12 protein-coding genes are annotated in these 17543 nt (G+C 43.6%); 5 read left to right on the top strand and 7 right to left on the bottom strand.

Going from position 1 to position 17543, the window contains the following annotated elements; all coding sequences use genetic code 11:
* Nucleotides 1-3 precede the first annotated feature (3 nt).
* Together BC751_RS22555 and BC751_RS03230 are read right to left on the bottom strand one after the other, a co-directional pair.
* Nucleotides 4-2346 carry an OmpA family protein gene (locus tag BC751_RS22555; protein WP_278043576.1) on the bottom strand — a complete coding sequence of 781 codons (2343 nt, stop codon included), beginning with the start codon at nucleotides 2344-2346 and terminating at the stop codon, nucleotides 4-6.
* 2 nt (nucleotides 2347-2348) lie between these two features.
* Nucleotides 2349-3314, bottom strand: coding sequence for a PorP/SprF family type IX secretion system membrane protein (locus BC751_RS03230; protein WP_130274300.1), 966 nt, complete (start codon nucleotides 3312-3314; stop codon nucleotides 2349-2351).
* 662 nt (nucleotides 3315-3976) lie between these two features.
* Between BC751_RS03230 and BC751_RS03235 the strand changes: the two genes are divergently transcribed.
* Both BC751_RS03235 and BC751_RS03240 read left to right on the top strand, forming a co-directional pair.
* Nucleotides 3977-5413, top strand: a complete 1437-nt coding sequence (locus BC751_RS03235) for an aldehyde dehydrogenase family protein (protein ID WP_423191584.1) — start codon at nucleotides 3977-3979, stop codon at nucleotides 5411-5413.
* Between the two features lie 23 nt (nucleotides 5414-5436).
* Nucleotides 5437-6570 (top strand): DmpA family aminopeptidase, encoded by a 1134-nt coding sequence (locus tag BC751_RS03240; protein WP_130274301.1) that lies wholly within the window; start codon nucleotides 5437-5439, stop codon nucleotides 6568-6570.
* Nucleotides 6571-6572: 2 nt separating this feature from the next.
* On the opposite strand, the gene BC751_RS03245 is transcribed toward BC751_RS03240, so the two are convergent.
* The 4 genes from BC751_RS03245 to lysA all read right to left on the bottom strand — a co-directional run bounded on the left by BC751_RS03245 (nucleotide 6573) and on the right by lysA (nucleotide 12705).
* A complete protein-coding gene (locus BC751_RS03245; protein ID WP_130274302.1) occupies nucleotides 6573-8102 on the bottom strand; it encodes a cryptochrome/photolyase family protein in 1530 nt (509 codons plus the stop codon).
* A gap of 71 nt (nucleotides 8103-8173) precedes the next feature.
* Nucleotides 8174-9202, bottom strand: coding sequence for a PorP/SprF family type IX secretion system membrane protein (locus BC751_RS03250; protein WP_130274303.1), 1029 nt, complete (start codon nucleotides 9200-9202; stop codon nucleotides 8174-8176).
* A 4-nt stretch (nucleotides 9203-9206) separates the two neighbouring features.
* Nucleotides 9207-11057, bottom strand: coding sequence for a T9SS type B sorting domain-containing protein (locus BC751_RS03255; RefSeq protein WP_130274304.1), 1851 nt, complete (start codon nucleotides 11055-11057; stop codon nucleotides 9207-9209).
* Between the two features lie 415 nt (nucleotides 11058-11472).
* Nucleotides 11473-12705: a diaminopimelate decarboxylase gene (lysA, locus tag BC751_RS03260; protein WP_130274305.1), complete on the bottom strand. Its 1233-nt coding sequence runs from the start codon at nucleotides 12703-12705 to the stop codon at nucleotides 11473-11475.
* Nucleotides 12706-12940: 235 nt separating this feature from the next.
* Between lysA and BC751_RS03265 the strand changes: the two genes are divergently transcribed.
* From BC751_RS03265 to BC751_RS03275, 3 genes are read left to right on the top strand one after another with little or no spacing between them, the layout of a single operon-like run.
* Nucleotides 12941-14629, top strand: coding sequence for a sensor histidine kinase (locus BC751_RS03265; RefSeq protein WP_130274306.1), 1689 nt, complete (start codon nucleotides 12941-12943; stop codon nucleotides 14627-14629).
* Complete coding sequence (locus BC751_RS03270; RefSeq protein ID WP_130274307.1) at nucleotides 14626-15318, top strand: response regulator transcription factor; 693 nt, start codon at nucleotides 14626-14628, stop codon at nucleotides 15316-15318. Before BC751_RS03265 ends, BC751_RS03270 begins: the two co-directional genes overlap by 4 nt.
* The gene (locus BC751_RS03275; protein ID WP_242617347.1) at nucleotides 15315-16571 is read left to right on the top strand and encodes an exo-alpha-sialidase; all 1257 of its coding nucleotides are present in this window, start codon (nucleotides 15315-15317) and stop codon (nucleotides 16569-16571) included. The genes BC751_RS03270 and BC751_RS03275 overlap by 4 nt, the downstream gene beginning before the upstream one ends.
* On the opposite strand, the gene BC751_RS03280 is transcribed toward BC751_RS03275, so the two are convergent.
* Nucleotides 16555-17409, bottom strand: coding sequence for a hypothetical protein (locus BC751_RS03280; RefSeq protein WP_242617348.1), 855 nt, complete (start codon nucleotides 17407-17409; stop codon nucleotides 16555-16557). The two genes, BC751_RS03275 and BC751_RS03280, sit on opposite strands and share 17 nt — an antisense overlap.
* Nucleotides 17410-17543 lie beyond the last annotated feature (134 nt).

A 17543-nucleotide genomic window follows, 5' to 3' on the forward strand; every position in this document is an offset into this window, starting at 1 on the left:
GTATCATTTGCTGCTCAGCCTGAGCTCTGTTCTTCTGTTCTGCTGGTGCTGGGCCTCCGTGCAGTCGCCCGATGCGCAGTCCACCTTCGGACGGCTCTCCCCGAACCACCTGTGCTCCATCCTCGAGGACTCAACCCCGCGCTTCACCAGGTAGTCCATCACCGCCTGCGCCCTGCGCTCCGAAAGCCCCATGTTATAGGCATCGCTGCCCCTGTTGTCCGTATGCCCCTCGATGTACAGCCTCAGGTCCGTCTTCCTGTTCATCATCACTCCAACCCGCTCCAGCTCCTTCCTGTGCACCGGCCTGATGCCGCTCCTGTCAAAGTCAAAGTATACCGTCGGAAGGCCCGCCTCCTCTCCTATACGCTCAAGATATCCCGGAAGGTCGCATGGATCCACGCCCTCAGGAAGGTCATACTGCCTGTCCGTGTCAGGGAACGCCTCCAGTACCAGCTCGCTCCGCCTGTTCAGCTGGTGCTCCGTCTCAGGACAGGCGACCCCGTCACCGCAATCATTGACCAGCTTCTGCTCGCCGTGCCACTCCAGCCTCACCCTGCCCCCGTCAATGCCGTACCTTGAAAGGTAATCCCTTACCGAATTCGCCCTGCGCTCGCTCAGTTTACGGTTGTATTCCTCCGAAGCACGCGAATCCGTATGCGAGGACACCACCAGGTCCATGAAACCGTACCTGCCCATCAGCTCACCTATCCTGTCAAGGGCCGGCTCCGCGTCCTTCCTGATCTCCGACCTGTCAAGGTCATAGTAAACTATGTCCACATACACCGGCGTCCTGTAGGGGATCGGCGCCAGCACGTACTCCCGCTTCAGCGTGTCCGATTCCATGCCCCTCGTGCTCAGGCTACCGTCCGTCACAGGGAAGTAGCCCTTCCTGCTGATGCGCAGCACAAAGTCGCCATCAGGGTCAAGCTCCGCCGTCAGGATCCCCTCACGGGAAAGCTGTGCGCCTATGGTGCCGCCGCCCTGACGGGACAGTTCCCCGATGTAATCCGGAACCACGTTCCCGTCACAGTCCCGCACCCGCGCCTGAAGGATCCTGAACAGGTCCTCCACTGTATAAATATCGTCAAGGCCCATGCCGCCGTCCCTGTCCGTGGACAGGTAGCGCTTACCGTCACCCGCCACCACGAACGCAAAGTCGTCGCGGACACTGTTGTATGGAACACCCATGTTCACCACATTTTCTATCTTTCCGCTTTTATAGTCGGCCCTGAACACATCCATGCCCCCAAGGCCGCCGTGGCCCCTCGAAGAGAAGTAAAAACTGCCCCCGCTCCTTGAAGGATGGCTCTCGTTCTGCGCCGTGTTCACCCCGGGGCCCAGGTTCACCGGGGCCGAAAAGTTCATGTCCCCGTCATATTCCACATAGTACAGGTCAAAACCTCCCTGTCCCCCGGGCATGTCCGATGCAAAGTAGACACGCTTCGCCTCCGTGTCCACGAAGGGGTTCATCACCCCGTAGGACTGGTGGTCGTTGTAGGGAAAGGCCACGCTGCCCGTGATGTTGCCGTCCGCGTCTATCCTCCCGTAGTAGATCCCCGCGTGGTTCGTGATCTCGCGCGTGCCCTTCTGCCTGGTCTTCCCCACAAAGGCAGTATAGAAAACAAGCCCTCTGTCCGCCATCAGGGAAGGGTCGCTCACATGCAGCGCGCCCGCAAGGTCGGTCACCACAACAGCTGCCCCGCCGTCACCGTCCTTCCTGTATATCCTGTAAAACTCACGCTCGTTGTAGCTGCTGCGCTCCGTGCTGTAAATGTTGTTCTTCGCGTCAAGCCTGATCCCGGGACGGCGCGAAGCGTCACCAACAGTCCCCCGGTCGCTCGAAAAATACATGGCCCCGCTGCCGTCCAGCGAAGCACCGATATCGCTGCCACCGCTGTTCGCCCCCGCTACCGGAACCAGCTTCACCCGCGCAGGGCTTTCCATCAGCCTGCGCATCCCCGCAAGGTCAAGACCCGCAAAATCATATTCCGTATAGCCCCCGGATTGCAGAAGCCCGTCCACATCTTCCCAGCGCCCCGCCTGTATCGCAGACCTCAGGTACCTGCCGTAATCCTCCTTGCCCGAACCTTCATGGCCGACCGCTCTGCCCCACCATTCGTAGGACTCAGCATACATCCCCAGTTTGTCGTAGCTCTCCGCTAATTTCACCGCCGTGCCGTATTCCGCACGCCTCCCGTACGCTTCACGGTACGCCTCCGCAGCCCTTGCGTAATTCTCAAGCCCGTACTGCTTGTCCCCGTACCTCAGAAGACGAGCCTGTCCGTATATATCCGTGGACAGCAGCAGCAGCGCCGCCGCAAACAATATCTTTATCCTCTTTTTCATGATCAGAACCATCTTGGGTTTTTCAATTTAACATTTCTGGGCGAAAGATAATAACCCAAGGAAATCTCGTGCGAATTGTGCCTGTAATCCTGGAGCACGTTCAGGTTGTGGTCGTAGGCATAGCCCAGCCTGATGCTCTCCGTCGCAAATACCTCCACCAGAAACGCAACCGCGTTCCTGGTGCCCAGGTTAGGCTCCAGGTTCTCGTTCCAGATCTTCATGTTCGACCTGTACGATGCACCAAGCCACAGACGCTCCATGAACAAAAACATTCCGTTGATGTCATAGCTCGTCGGTGCTCCCTTAACCTCCCTGACCAGAAAGCTCGGCTTGAACTCAACCCTGTCGCTCACGGGGATCAGCGCCCCCGCGGTCAGGTAATAATGGTAATCGTGGAAACCCAGCGACAGGTCCTCGCGCTGAAGCACCCCCTTTCCTATCATGTTGAACGCACTGAAGCCCGCATAAAAACGCGCGTTGTGCCAGAAAATCCCCGCGTTCATGTTCGGCGTGACCATACGCTCCCTCCCCTCCGGAATGTTCGGGTCGTTCGGGTCGTTGAACCTCAGCAGGTCTCCGTCTATCATGTATTCCGAAAATCCTCCGCTGACCCCAAGGCTGAAAAAACTCTCGTCACCAACCTGCATCCTGTAGGCATAAGTGAAAAGTCCGCCCGTCGTCTTCGCAGGCCCGATCTGGTCGGTCATAAAGGAAACACCGAAACCCTGCATCCCCTCGTTCGCACTCAGGTCCGCGGTCACCGTAAAAGTCTTCGGAGCCCCGGGAAAATTCACCCACTGGCTCCTGTATGTGCTCTGTATATACCCCTGTGTCTTGTACCCCGCATATCCCGGATTGATATGCAGACCGTTGAACATGTACTGGCTGAACTGGGGCAGCTGCTGACCCGCAACCATCAGCGGAATAAACATTATTCCAGCTATCAAAATCCTAAAAATCCTTTCCATCTTGCTATTCGGTTTATTTGACTTGAAATCCTGACAGGTCACTGTAATTTTCCTGTCTAAAAATGAGGGGATCTTACATCTATTTATTTTTTCAGCTTTCCGTAATACTTCCTCATTCAATCGATTTTTAAATCCATGCTTTACATCATTTTTTACAAGTACCTGAGTATCAATTTTGCCAAATACTTATTTTTGCAGTAAACATACAGGTTTTTGTTTTTCATGTCAAGCAAAATGAAAAATTATTTTTATTTGTAAATCATTTTTTTTTATTTGAAATACATTTTTTAGGTTTTTTATATTGATTTTAGAAGGGAAATCATCAGGAAAACTTATTTATTGGATGTCTGACAGAAAAAATTTACAAGGAAGGATACAAAAAAATAAAGGAGCCTTTAGCTCCTTTTTGTTTTACTTAGTTTTTCACTTTTTACTTTTGTGAGGTATTCTTTGATTAACCTCATTCTTTGATTATCTCCCAAAATCCCTTGGGGAATAATCCTTTCCAAACTCCACTGCATAATCATTTTAATTTTGGGTGATGCAATTCTAACGGGTGAAAATTGCTAATGGTTTAAATTAAGCTTTACAATTTGCTGAAACTTTTTCACCTTTCAAAATATGTGCTTAATTTAATCATCTATAACACCTTTAATATTAAAATGATGGAACCGGAAAATATCGATATAAATGCCACGCTCATAGATCAGGTATTTGCCCTACAAAAAGAACAGGCCTTAAAAATGAGGAGCAGTACAGCCAATCTGCGCATAGCCTTATTGAAGAAATTATTGGATTGGATTACCAAGCATCAAGAAGATATCAGAAGAGCAATCTATGCGGATTTCAAAAAACCCTATCCTGAAATTGACATTTCGGAAATTTTTGTGGTCACCTCAGAAATAAAACATGCCATCAACCATCTGGAATCCTGGATGAAACCAAAAAAAGTGAGTACACCGCTTACCATGTTGGGCAGCAGTTCCTATATTCACTACGAACCTAAAGGCGTATGCTTGATCATTGCCCCATGGAATTACCCTTTTAATCTGGCCTTGGGACCCTTGGTTTCAGCCATATCGGCTGGCTGTACAGCAATCATCAAGCCCTCTGAAATGACTCCCCATACTTCCGCCTTGATCCGTAGATTGGTTGAAGAAACATTTGATAAGGCCTTGGTGTCGGTGTTTGAAGGAGAAATAGAGGTTGCGCAGAAATTATTGACCAAACCCTTTGACCATATTTTCTTTACCGGTAGCCCAGCAGTGGGAAAAATAGTGATGAAGTCCGCAGCAGAACACCTCTCCTCCGTAACTTTAGAGTTGGGTGGGAAATCTCCGGCTATTGTCGATATACAAGCCGATCTGAAAGACGCTGCATCAAAAATCGCTTGGGGAAAATTCGTCAATTGTGGCCAAACCTGTATTGCTCCTGATTATGTGCTGGTACATCGGGCAGTTCAGATCCCTTTTTTGGAAGAGTTGAAAAACCAAATCAAAAAAATGTACGATCCTTCTGGCAAAGGCATTGAAAAATCAAAAGATTACGCAAGAATTGTCAGTACCAAACACCTCAAAAGACTCAAACACCTGATGGCTGATGCAGAAATTAAAGGTGCTCAATTGTTTTTTGGAGGATATGTAAATGAAGAGGAAAATTTCTTTGAGCCTACTGTACTTACAGGTGTCACAGACGACATGACAATCCTTCAGGAGGAAATTTTCGGCCCTATATTGCCTGTTAAACCTTATGATGATCTGAAAGAAGCACTCGACTTTATCAATTCAAAACCAAAGCCATTGGCTTTATATATATTCAGTAAAGACAACAATAAAATCCAGGAAGTATTCTCAAATACTTCTTCGGGAGGGGCGGTGGCCAATGATTGTGTTTTGCATTTTCTTCAAAATGAACTCCCGTTCGGAGGCGTCAACAACAGCGGCATTGGAAAAGCACATGGCCATTTTGGTTTTTTGGCTTTTAGCAATGAAAAAGCGGTTTTAAAACAGCGAATTGGACTGACAGCTTCCAAACCATTATTTCCTCCTTACGGACTTGCTAACAAAAAAATCATCCAAAGCCTGCTCAAATGGTTTTGATCAGCACCCAAATACAAAAGTGAATGTTTCCAAAATCCTATTACATCATTTTCATTTCCCTCCTCATGAGCCTTCAATCCAAAGCTCAAGATAGAGCAAGAGACTTGGGCATTCAAATCGGCATCCTGCAAACCGGCCCATACAACAGCATCACCGATGTGTCTCAGGTGACTGTGGGACATAAAACAAAAATAGAAGGGGAAAATATCCGAACAGGAGTGACAGCAATCCTTCCCCATAATGGAAACTTATTTCAAATGAAAGTTCCTGCGGCTGTTTATGTTGGAAATGGTTTTGGAAAGCTGGCAGGCAGTACACAGATTGAAGAATTGGGCAATATTGAAAGCCCCATTATACTGACCAACACTTTAAGTGTGGCTGCAGGTATTCAAGGAATAGTATCCTATACACTCCGTCAGGAGGGAAATGAACAGGTCCAGTCTGTCAATGCCATTGTAGGGGAAACCAATGATGGTTATTTGAATGATATCCGTGGCCAACACATTTCCAGAGAAGATGTACTTGAAGCTATTGACAGCGCTAAGTCTGGTGAAGTAAAAGAAGGCAATGTCGGTGCAGGTACAGGAACAGTTTGCTTTGGTTTCAAAGGAGGCATAGGAACTTCATCAAGGGTATTGCCAGCCTCCCTGGGCGGATATACAGTGGGTGTTTTGGTTCAAACTAATTTTGGTGGCGTGCTCCAGATCAATGGGGTACCTATTGGACAAGAATTGGAACAATACAGTTTTCGGAACCAATTGGAATCAGCTGACGGCTCCTGCATGATCATCGTAGCCACAGATGCTCCAGTCAATGAAAGGAACTTGAAAAGAATGGCCCAAAGAGCCATGATGGGTTTGGCCAAAACTGGAGGAATTGCCTCCAATGGCTCCGGTGATTATGTGATTGCTTTTTCCAACAATTCCTCCAATCTCATAGCGCATGAAGCGAATAATCTTCAGCTTGAGGAAAAAAAATACCTTCGAAACGATGACATGTCAGCCCTTTTTCTTGCCACCATTGAAGCCACGGAAGAAGCCATCATCAATTCGCTTTTTGCAGCCCAGGATATGGAAGGCAAAAATGGAAGAAAGGTGAAGGCTATCCCTAAAGAAAAGGTGCTGGAAATAATGAAAGCATACCAAAGGATCCGGTAGGATCAAAGATCCTCCAATTTGGACAGGTAAACTTCAGCCTGCTCCAGGATATCTTTCTTATCCTTCATCTTAGCCAAAGTACGGTACATCATTCCTATCCTGGGATTTTTACCCAACTTCTCTTCATTTCTGTTATAAAAATGCCAGTAAAGGCTGTTGAAAGGACAAGCCTTATGCCCGGTTTTCTTTAACTTATCATAATAGCAAGATCCACAGTAATCACTCATTTTGTCAATGTAATTGGCAGAACTCACATAGGGCTTTGTACCTACGATCCCTCCATCGGCAAACTGGCTCATTCCACGGGTATTCGTAATTTCTACCCATTCAATGGCATCGATATAAATGCCTAAATACCACTTATCCACTTCATCAGGATCAATTCCCGACAACAAAGCAAAATTGCCGGTAACCATTAATCTTTGAATATGATGCGCATAGGCTTTTTCCAAGGACTGACCAATGGCTTGCTTCAAACAGTTCATTTTTGTTTTCCCTGTCCAGAAAAAATCAGGGAGTTTTCTATCATGTCCAAAATAATTCATTTTCGCATACTCAGGCATTTTAGCCCAGTAAACTCCCCTCATATACTCTCTCCATCCAATGATTTGCCGGATAAAACCTTCCGCTTGGGCAATACCTATTTTATCTTGATTTTGAAGCCAGTATCCCTCCACTTTTTGGACAACTTCCAAAGGTGAAATCATTTTGGTATTGAGTGAAAAACTCAAGCGGCTATGAAATAAAAAAGGATCTCCGGAAAACATCGCATCTTGGTACATTCCAAAATAGGGCAATAAGAATTGACAAAAGTGCTCCACCAATTCCAAACTTTCCTCCCTACTAACCGGCCAATCTATATGGTTATCATCGATACTTCCAATGGTTTGAATTCCCTGTATTTGGATCATCCGAAGCAATTCGGATACATCCTTTTGGTGCCTTTTCGGAGGAACAAGCAGAAGTGGATCTTTGAACTTGTTTCTGTTTTCCTGATCATAATTCCACCTTCCTGTCAAAGGCTCTTTGCCATCCATCAGGATATCATATTTTTTTCTCATTTCCCTGTAAAAAGATTCCATCAGGTAGGTTTTTTTCCCTTTGAAAAAGTTTTCTAAAAAGTCCCTTTCCGATAGGAAATGCTCCGTGTCATAAGCCCGGGCCTGAACGCCGGATTGAAGGCAAAAGTCCTTCAATTGCTTATCAAGACGGTATTCATCAGGAAGCTGGTATTCAAATAACGCTATCTTTTCTTCCCTTATAATCCAGCTGAGATTTTTCACCAAGTCCTGTTGGTTGGCAGGATGATCCAATCCTATGTACAAAACTTTATGCCCATGATTTTTAAGGTGATCAGCCAAACTTCTCATTGCCATAAAAAAAGCAATCACTTTCTGTATATGATGTCTTACATAATCCGTCTCTTGCCGGATTTCCATCATCACATATAACTTGTCATTGCTTTTATCCTTAAACCAACTGTGGTTCCTATTGAGTTGGTCACCTAAAATCAATCTTAGCGTTTTTGGCATAAACAAAGGGATTATGACATCATAATCCCTTTAAGTCTTCATTGTTTAAAAATCTATTCAAAAAAGCTACGTCAATATTTGAAACAGGGTAAGATGCTTCCCTTTCTTCCTGCCTGCTTTGCATCCCCTGATAAAAACGACAATCTCATCGATACCTCATGTGCTCCTCCGGTATTGGCCTGGCCCAAAGGGGACAAAGTGAAATCGTAGCTGTAACCAATATCCAATCCATTTCCCAACGAAAAACCCACTAATCCTATCAATGATTCATTGTTGGGAAGGGCATTGCCCAGATTGGGAAGCCCTCTATACCACAAGCCAAAAACAACAGGCTGAAGGTTAAACTGTGCCCCTAAATCCAACTGATTGAAGGGGTCCTGATGTTTGTAATTAAATGCCAATACCAGTTCCCTCTGGCCTTGGCTATTGTTCATAAAGTTTCGAACCGAACCGCCCGAAAGGTCAAACTTCAATCCGCCATGGGCAGAGATTTTCATGGGCCATCTGCTGATCTGATCATCAATAAACGAAATGTTGGGTTGCGTAATATGATGCGCTGAAAGCCCTAACCAACCAAACTCATTATTGAACAGCATTCCAAAATGGTAATCCACATATCGGTGCCTACTATCCAGGCCCAATAATTCACCACTTTGGTCTCCCACCGAACCCGTACCTCTGTCTATTTGACTTTCAAAAATAAATTGGTTCATATTGGCATCCCTGGAAAAAAAGCTGGCCTGACCGCCAAATCTCAAAAAACTGTTGAACCCCAATTGAACCCGATAAGAATAAGCAAGTCCCACCTCAGTAGTGCTCAGGCCGGCCACTGTTTCATTCATCCCGTTCACTATTAGCCCAATACCGGAATTCAAATTGAAAAAATAATGGTCAAAATAGGCCGAATAGGCATTCAGGCTATGTTCAAGACCCGGCCATTGGTTTCTGAAATTCACCCCAAAACGGGTCATTTCAGAAGAACCTGCAAAAGCAGGGTTCAGGTAAATCGGCGCTGCATAAAACTGGGAAAACTGGATATCCTGCGCTTTTCCAAAACTAGCAATTACCAAAAAACTAAAACACAAAAGTAACTTTTTCATAATCCTAACGAACTAATGTAACCGTGCCGGTCTTTTGCACAGTCTCTCCGGTAATAGTGGTATACTGAACCTTATAGATATAATTTCCTCTAGGTAATAGCCGCCCTTTGTTGGTTCCATCCCAGCCGCTGATTTCCAAGCCCCGTGACGCAAAAAGGTGTTCTCCCCAATGATTGAAAATGTCCATCTCAAAGTTTACAAGGCCTTTATAAACAGGTCTGAATACATCATTCAGCCCATCCCCATTTGGGGTGAATGCGTTGGGGATTGTCACCCATTCCTCTGTTTCCAAGACCGTGACAAGCCTCTTTTGGACAGAGGAGCAGCCATAAATGTCATATCCCCTCAGTGTGACATCAAACTCTCCGGGCTTTTTAAAAACATGGACCGGATCTCTGTCCATTGCTGTAGCCCCGTCTCCAAAATCCCACTCCCAGGCAATAAAATCTTCCCCGATTTCACTTTCAAACACCAAAGGCTCCAACACGTGTACCTCAGGCTCAGAGGAAAAAGAAAGCTTCCTCACATTGAAATCAATCCTGCCGGCAATCAGGTTATTAAAGGGAAAATCCACCCTTAACTTTTCTACTACCGTACAGCCTGTATTGTCCACAACTTCTACCTGTATTTCGCCTGGCCGGTTGAATACAATTTCATTTTTCCCAGTCTCTCCTGTTCCCCACTTAATGGTATATGGCGAGACTCCCCCTTGAATATTTACCCAGGCAAAACCAGTGGCTTCACCTGACTCACAGTTCAACTCAATGCTGGACTCCAACCTCGCTGTTAATTTTTGAGGCTCCTGTACCATTACTTGCGTATTGACTTCACAGCCAGAGGCGTCTTTAATCTTAAGCGTATAAGTACCGGCCTTCAATCCCCTCAGGTTTTGAGAAGTGGCCCCATTACTCCAGCTAAAAATTAATGGTGCCTGCCCCCCTTTGACTTCCATATCTATTTCACCATCTGAGGCTCCATGACAAAGGTTATGTTGTATCCTGGAAACAGTTACTTCAACAGTGGAGGGAGACTTGATTTCAAAAGTTTTATTGATTGTACAGCCCGCCTGATCTTTGATTGCAACTTCATATTTTCCGGGCCCTACACCGGAAATATCTTTGGTTGTCATGCCATTAGACCATAAAAAGGTGTAGGGAGCTTTTCCTCCGGTGATATCTAAAGAAATTGCACCCGAAGAATTATCTGAGCAACTGATCTGCTGGATATTTTCCTTCACTTCAAAAGAATCTGCATTGGATTTAATTTCGAATGTGAGCGTGGCATCACAATTGAACATATCAATGACCTTTACGCTGTAGATGCCAGGCATCAAACCCTTCGCCTCCAATTCATCTTCCAGACCATGACTCCATAAAATTTTGTATGGTTCTCCCCTTCCAAATCTGATATTTACCTTGGCGCTCCCATCAGGAGTTCCGGAACAGGAGGCGGCTTGAATACCTGCCATTTCGACAATCAATGGAAAAGGCGGCTGTATAACAATCCGCTCTTCATGCCTCCGGCCCTGACTGTCCGTGATAAATACGGTGTAAGTTCCGGCAAAAAGGTTGTGTCTGTTTTGGGTCCTTTCCTGATTATTCCAAAGAAATGAATACGGCGGAGTTCCACCCGAAACCTCCAGGATAATATGCCCCCTATCCAAATGATGACAAAGGGCAAGTTTTCCTGAAACCTTTACTGAAAGTTGCGCTGCCGGCTGTCCTAGATCTGTCCTTTCCAGACCCTGTGAGCCAGGATTATAAGCCCAAAATGATTTAGGAGCAGACAAGGCAAATGCCTGCTGCAATAAAGACAGCATGAAGATCAAAGCTACTATTTTCCTAAATCCTGACATTTTTCTGACGAATGCTCCTTGTTTTAGCCTTGCATAAATTGCTTTTCAAAATCATGAATTTGAATTTCATGTTTTAAAATAAAATTTTATGCTTTTCAAACAATTCAAAATGATATTGCTTATATCATCGTTATTTGTATAATTTATAAAAGATTATCCCGAAAATACAAGAGAGCACAGAGGGGTTCAAAAAATGAAATAGCACTAAAAAAAGTATTATTTTTCTAGAAATTATTCAATATTCAAAAATCCTTAAACCATATGCTTTTTTGATGGTCTGAAATGACAGACGAATTGAAAATGGGGCGAAAAAAAAATTTTATACCGGAAAGGAATTTTTTTTAATGGAATAAGTAAACAATAAAAAAGGCCGGAAAATTGTAATTCCCGGCCCATATAAAATTTGGATAAAGGACTATAATCCGATATCTATCTGATGTTTCAAAATATCATCAAAGGTTTCTCTTTCTCTAATCAAATATGCCTCTCCGTTAAGAATAAGTACTTCTGCCGGTCTTAATCTTGAATTGTAATTAGAGGACATGCTAAATCCATAAGCTCCTGCATTTTTGATAGCAAGAATATCTCCCTCTTGGACTTCTTTGAGTTTCCTGTCAGCCGCAATGGTATCGGTCTCACAGATATATCCCACGACAGTGTAGACCCTTTCGGGCCCCTCCAATCTTGAGATATTGACTACGTCATGATAAGCATCATACATCATAGGCCTGATCAGGTGATTCAATCCGGAATCTACCCCCACGAAAGTGGATGCCGGTGTTGCTTTGATCACATTCACTTTAACCAGTAGGTATCCGCATTCTGAAACAAGGAACTTCCCAGGTTCAAACCAAATCTCCAATTCTGAACCATACTCCTTACAGAAATCTTTAAATGCCTGCGAAACCTTCACTCCTACTTCCTTGATGTCTGTGGCAATATCACCAGGCTTGTAAGCTACCTTAAATCCCCCTCCAAAGTCTAAAAATTTAAGCCCTTTGAACTCTTTGGCTGCATCAAAAAGAATCTCTGCTCCCTTCAAAAATACATCAGCATCCAAAATATCAGAACCAGTATGGACATGAAGTCCAACAACCTGCAGGTCATAAGCCTCCACTACCTTGAGGACATGCTTGAGTTGCAAAATCGAAATCCCAAATTTACTATCAATATGCCCAACAGAAATCTTAGCATTGCCGCCTGCAAGAATATGGGGATTCAAGCGGATACAGACCGGAACCTGATGGCCATAGTAAGTCCCAAAATGTTCCAACATAGGAATATTATCAATATTGATCATCACCCCAAGATCAACAGCTTCCTGAATTTCTTCGAAAGAAACACTGTTTGGGGTGTACATAATTTCCTGGGGCTGAAATCCAGCATGCAAACAAAGCTTCACTTCTTCAATGGAAACCGCATCTACACCAGTACCGGCCTTCTTTACCAATTTGAGAATATTGATGTTGGATAAAGCTTTGGTAGCGTATTTGATCCTGAGCTTAACATCCGAAAATGCATCCTGCAACAATTTCACCTGATCCAATATTTTCTGACCATCATATACATAAAGAGGCGTACCATAGCGCTTGGCCAAGTCGGTCAAAGCAATTCCCTGTATCTGATATTGTTGGTTTTTAATTTCCATGAATCTTGAATTTGAGGCCAAAGATACTGATCGGCAACCAATAAAAAAGGGAGATTTACACCTCCCTTTTCTTATTTGTATGGTTTTGCTAATTTAAGAAACTAATCATCCTTTCAAAAGTAGAACATTTGGACAGTTCGGACAAACAGCTCCTGTAATTGTCCCTGTTAAAAATTGTTAACCATCCAAGCTTGCTATCAATATCCAGTAAATTTGCATTATGTCAAAAACCCAAATGAAATTAATCATCCTTTTGATGTCCATTGCAAGCATTGGTCTCATAGGATTCCAATACTATTGGGTGAATAATGCACTGCGTATCAACGAGGAAAACTTTGAACAGAATGTTTACCAGTCCCTCGCCACGGCAGTGGAGCAGCTGGAAAAAGGAGAAACAAGTGATATCTTCCTATCCTATTTGGCCAAGGACACTTTAGCGCAAAAGTTACTTTTTCAAAAAATTGAACCTATTGTCGTCCAGGTCAGACAAAGACCCATCAACCGCAGACGTCCATCCCTAACGGACTCCATCATGCGGCAACCTATGCCGACAGTCAGCCAAAGGTTCAGAAGGCTGGTGGAATCAAGGGGCGTAGACCCTTCTTTGCTGAACGATCTGGACAACTTCTTCACGTATTTGACACCTCAGATCGCCTCTTCCATGTTTACTCCTGATGAAATGGAAATCCTGCTTCAGGAAAGAGAAAGGCAATTACAATATTTCAACCAAATGGAATCCTTTGGAAGAAACCGGTTTGGTACAGATCAGGAATTCATAGAAGAATACAACATTCCAATGGATGCCTTGGAAAAAATCCGTCGGACAAACCTGAAAATCGAAGCTATGAATCAGGCCTGGGAGGAACTTTTGGAGGGACAAAAAGACATCATGGAGCGGTTAGATACCACCCAACTGAAGGCCTTGGTCAAAAACCACCTGAAAGAAAGGGGTATAGATCAGCCTTTTGATATGGCCATACGCAATGATCAGGGAATGCTTATCCCTATTGGCACTCTCAAAGAACCGGAAAATTTGCTTACGGGAATACAGGCAAGGCTTTTTCCCAGCGATCTTTTGGGAAAAGAAAACCATATTCTGATTAATTTTCCGGATAAAAGGATATTTATCCTGCAGCAAATTTGGCTACCTTTATTAAGCTCTATGCTTTTTATCGGCATCATCATTTTTTGTTTTATCTATGCCATCAGAGTCATCATCCGTCAAAAAAACCTATCGGATATCAAAAATGACTTTATCAATAATATGACCCATGAGTTCAAAACACCTATTGCCACGGTAAGTCTTGCAGTGGAAGCTTTGCAAGATCCGGATTTTCTGAACCAAGATTCCTTTAGAAAAAGGTACATTGGGATCATCAAAGATGAAAACAAAAGGCTGGGACAACAGGTGGAAAAAGTCCTTCAGGCAGCCACTTTGGACAAGAAAGAATTTAAACTGAAGTTAGAAAAGCTCAATATTGAGGAAATCCTGGCAAACGCCAGTGACCTGATTGCTTTACAAGTAGAAAACAAAGGAGGAAAAATCCTTCTGGAATCAAAATTACAGGATCCTTATTTAGAAGCTGATGCTTTTCATTTAACCCATATCCTCAACAACTTGTTGGACAATGCCATCAAATATTCCAAAGAAGCTCCTTATATTCGTTTGAAAGCCTGGGATGAAAAGGAGCATATCTTTATTTCAGTGACAGATAACGGAATTGGGATGTCAAAAGAAGCCGTGAAAAAGATATTTGATAAATTTTACCGGGTTCCAACCGGAAATCTCCACGATGTAAAAGGTTTTGGCCTTGGATTGGCTTATGTAAAGACAATGCTGGAAGCGCATCACGGTGAAATTCTAGTAAAAAGTGAGCCTGGAAAAGGAAGTTCATTTACAATAAAACTACCCAAAAAACAATGAGCAAAGCAAGACTTTTAGTAGTAGAAGACGATCCCAATTTGGGAGACATTTTGCAGGAATACCTGAGCATGAAAGGTTATGAAACCATTCTTTGCAGAGATGGGGAAGAAGGTTGGTCAAAATTCAAGAAAGATAAATTTGACCTCGCAATCCTGGATATCATGATGCCAAAAAAAGATGGATTTACCTTAGGCAAAGAAATCAAAAAGGTTCAGGAGGATCTTCCTATCATTTACCTTACTGCCAAAAACCTCAAAGAAGACATCATTGAAGGACTGAGAATCGGTGCAGATGATTATATCACCAAGCCCTTCAGTATGGAAGAATTGTTGCTGAGGATTGCTGCCATTTTGAGAAGAACGCAAAAGAGCGGTGAAACCCAATCCCTGAAAGTCTACCAATTTGGGGATTTTGAACTGCACTATGATGAACAATACATCAAAAGCCCATCAGGTGACCACAAACTCACCTCTAAGGAAAATGAATTATTGAGGTTGCTGGCTTCAGAAACCAACAAACTGGTCAATAGGAGCCACGCATTGAAACAGATTTGGGGGGATGATTCCTATTTTAACGCCAGAAGCATGGATGTGTACCTCAGCAAAATCAGGAAAATATTAAAAGAAGACCCTAAAGTACAAATCATCACCGTACACGGAGAAGGTTTCAAATTGATTGTATCGGAATGATGAAGCGAAACAAAATTGCTATCCAACTATCAAAAGGGCTGATGCTACTTAGCATCGCCCTTTTTTCTTGTCAGAAAAAAAAAGAAACCGAAACTTTTTTGCCTCCTCAGTTCCAAAAAGGCCCAATAATTCAAGTCTTAGATAAAGATATTGCACTTCCCTCACTGACAAGTCATCATGATAAAACCTACGCATCCTGGGTAGAACAATCTGAAAAAACAAGTCGGCTATATTTTGCCGAATTGGTCCAAAATGAATTAAAAAACACCCACTTGATTGCTGAGGGGGAAGATTGGTTTGTCAATTGGGCAGACTATCCCCAGATCCGCATTTTTGAAGATGGAAGTTTACTTACCGTTTTTTTGAAAAAAAGTGGCCCTGGAACTTTTGCATATGATGTCATGTACACCCTTTCAAAAAATGGAAAAGAATGGACTGTTCCTCAAAAACTTCATGATGATGTCACCCAAACTGAGCATGGATTTGTTTCCATGAGCCCTTGGGGAAAAAACATGTTGATTACTTGGCTGGATGGTAGAAATACCGCAGGTGGAAATGGGCACAATCATGATCATGGCCACCAAGGACAAATGAGTTTAAGGGCAGCTTTGTTAGATTCAAAAGGGATTAAACTGAATGATTGGCTTCTGGATGACCGGGTGTGCGACTGCTGTCAGACAGGTTCTACGGTAAGCCAATCAGGCCCGGCAGTAGTATTCCGTGACCGATCCGCGACAGAAATCAGGGACATAGGTTTTATCTCTTGGGATGGTTCCCATTGGAATGAAACGAAAATTGTAAATATGGACCTATGGGAAATCCCCGCCTGTCCAGTCAATGGACCTAGAATTGCCTCGCTTGGCAACACCCTGGCCATTGCTTGGTTCACGGCAGCACAGGATAGGCCGGAAGTCAAATTGGTTTTCTCAGAAGACAATGGGAATTCATTCGGAACTCCAATCCATATTGGACTTGGAAAAACTATTGGACGGGTAGCCTTGCAAATGTTAGATGATCAGCATGCTTTTGTGATCTGGATGGAGGAAGGAAAATTGCTTGGAAAAAAAGTGGCAAAAACCGGGAAAACAGCCGCCCATATTGAGATCGCTGCAAGTTCAGAAAAAAGGTCAAGTGGTTTTCCACAGATGACGATAACAGGCAATCACATCTGGGTAGCGTGGACAGATGATTCTCAGCCGAAAAAACAAATCAAAACTGCTTATTTGAATAAAGCCTCTATTCTTGCAGACTAACTTGTTGCATTTGGGTATCCACCGAAATAATTCCCAATAAAATTTCCATCTTGGATTTGAGATCATTGATTCTTGAAGAAGGATAGAGGTATGCTGCTTTGATCAACTGTATATAGGCATCCTTGTACTTCTTTTCGTAAAATTTTCTGATGGCATCATTATAATATTGTAAACCTGCCAATTCCCTTAGCCCGATATAATTTAGATCCATTCCGGAAGCTGGAAGCTCACTGACCTTTCCGATCCCAATGGGAGAGTTATTCAAGTTGCTGGAATTGCCATTAGGGAAAAATTGGCTTTCAAAATTTTTGATTTCCCTTTTTCCTGTAATTAGCCCCTTATCAGGAAAAGTGCTTTCCAAAATAAAGGACCTTCCCCCGATTTCTCCTTTAATGTAAACATGCTCTTGGGTTTCTACTATCCAATAGGGAATTTGATAACGGTCAAGTAATAGCGCAAACAAACCTGTACCGGTGACGCAATCATACAAACCATCAGTCAATGTTTTTGAAAAATACGCATGCTTTGCATATTCTTTCAACATCAACTGATGGGTGGTAAAAAACAATTCAGACAGCATTCGAACATTCCCCACATCCTTTTTTATCTTTTGGTCCAAAACCTGAGTCAGCTCATCCCATTTTTTGAATCCACTTTCGTCTTCCTGGAAATTAATGGCCTGCAACAATAAAAATGGCTCATCCTGATGCGCTGTAAGCAGTAACTTTTCCTGAGGATCATTAAAAACATGGAGTTGATATACGACAAAGTTTTCCTGAGACTTTACTGGAAAGCCTAGCAAGCAACCTATCATCACTATCAACAACAACTTTTTCACAGGAGAATTAACGCACAAGTAAATATTTTGTTAATCCAAAATTAACAATTTTTTAACATTACAAAAATCCATGAGAACTTTTGTTAACATTGGCTTAACATTAAAAATAAACCTTTTCCTTTTAACAAAGGACC

The organism is Cecembia calidifontis (assembly GCF_004216715.1).
Classification (GTDB): domain Bacteria; phylum Bacteroidota; class Bacteroidia; order Cytophagales; family Cyclobacteriaceae; genus Cecembia_A; species Cecembia_A calidifontis.

Coding starts and splice junctions, on each gene's coding strand:
- lysA (WP_130274305.1), bottom strand. CDS start 12,705: ATGGAAATTAAAAACCAACAATATCAGATACAGGGAATTGCTTTGACC.
- BC751_RS03245 (WP_130274302.1), bottom strand. CDS start 8,102: ATGCCAAAAACGCTAAGATTGATTTTAGGTGACCAACTCAATAGGAAC.
- BC751_RS03250 (WP_130274303.1), bottom strand. CDS start 9,202: ATGAAAAAGTTACTTTTGTGTTTTAGTTTTTTGGTAATTGCTAGTTTT.
- BC751_RS03230 (WP_130274300.1), bottom strand. CDS start 3,314: ATGGAAAGGATTTTTAGGATTTTGATAGCTGGAATAATGTTTATTCCG.
- BC751_RS03255 (WP_130274304.1), bottom strand. CDS start 11,057: ATGTCAGGATTTAGGAAAATAGTAGCTTTGATCTTCATGCTGTCTTTA.
- BC751_RS22555 (WP_278043576.1), bottom strand. CDS start 2,346: ATGAAAAAGAGGATAAAGATATTGTTTGCGGCGGCGCTGCTGCTGCTG.
- BC751_RS03240 (WP_130274301.1), top strand. CDS start 5,437: ATGTTTCCAAAATCCTATTACATCATTTTCATTTCCCTCCTCATGAGC.
- BC751_RS03235 (WP_423191584.1), top strand. CDS start 3,977: ATGATGGAACCGGAAAATATCGATATAAATGCCACGCTCATAGATCAG.
- BC751_RS03265 (WP_130274306.1), top strand. CDS start 12,941: ATGAAATTAATCATCCTTTTGATGTCCATTGCAAGCATTGGTCTCATA.
- BC751_RS03275 (WP_242617347.1), top strand. CDS start 15,315: ATGATGAAGCGAAACAAAATTGCTATCCAACTATCAAAAGGGCTGATG.
- BC751_RS03270 (WP_130274307.1), top strand. CDS start 14,626: ATGAGCAAAGCAAGACTTTTAGTAGTAGAAGACGATCCCAATTTGGGA.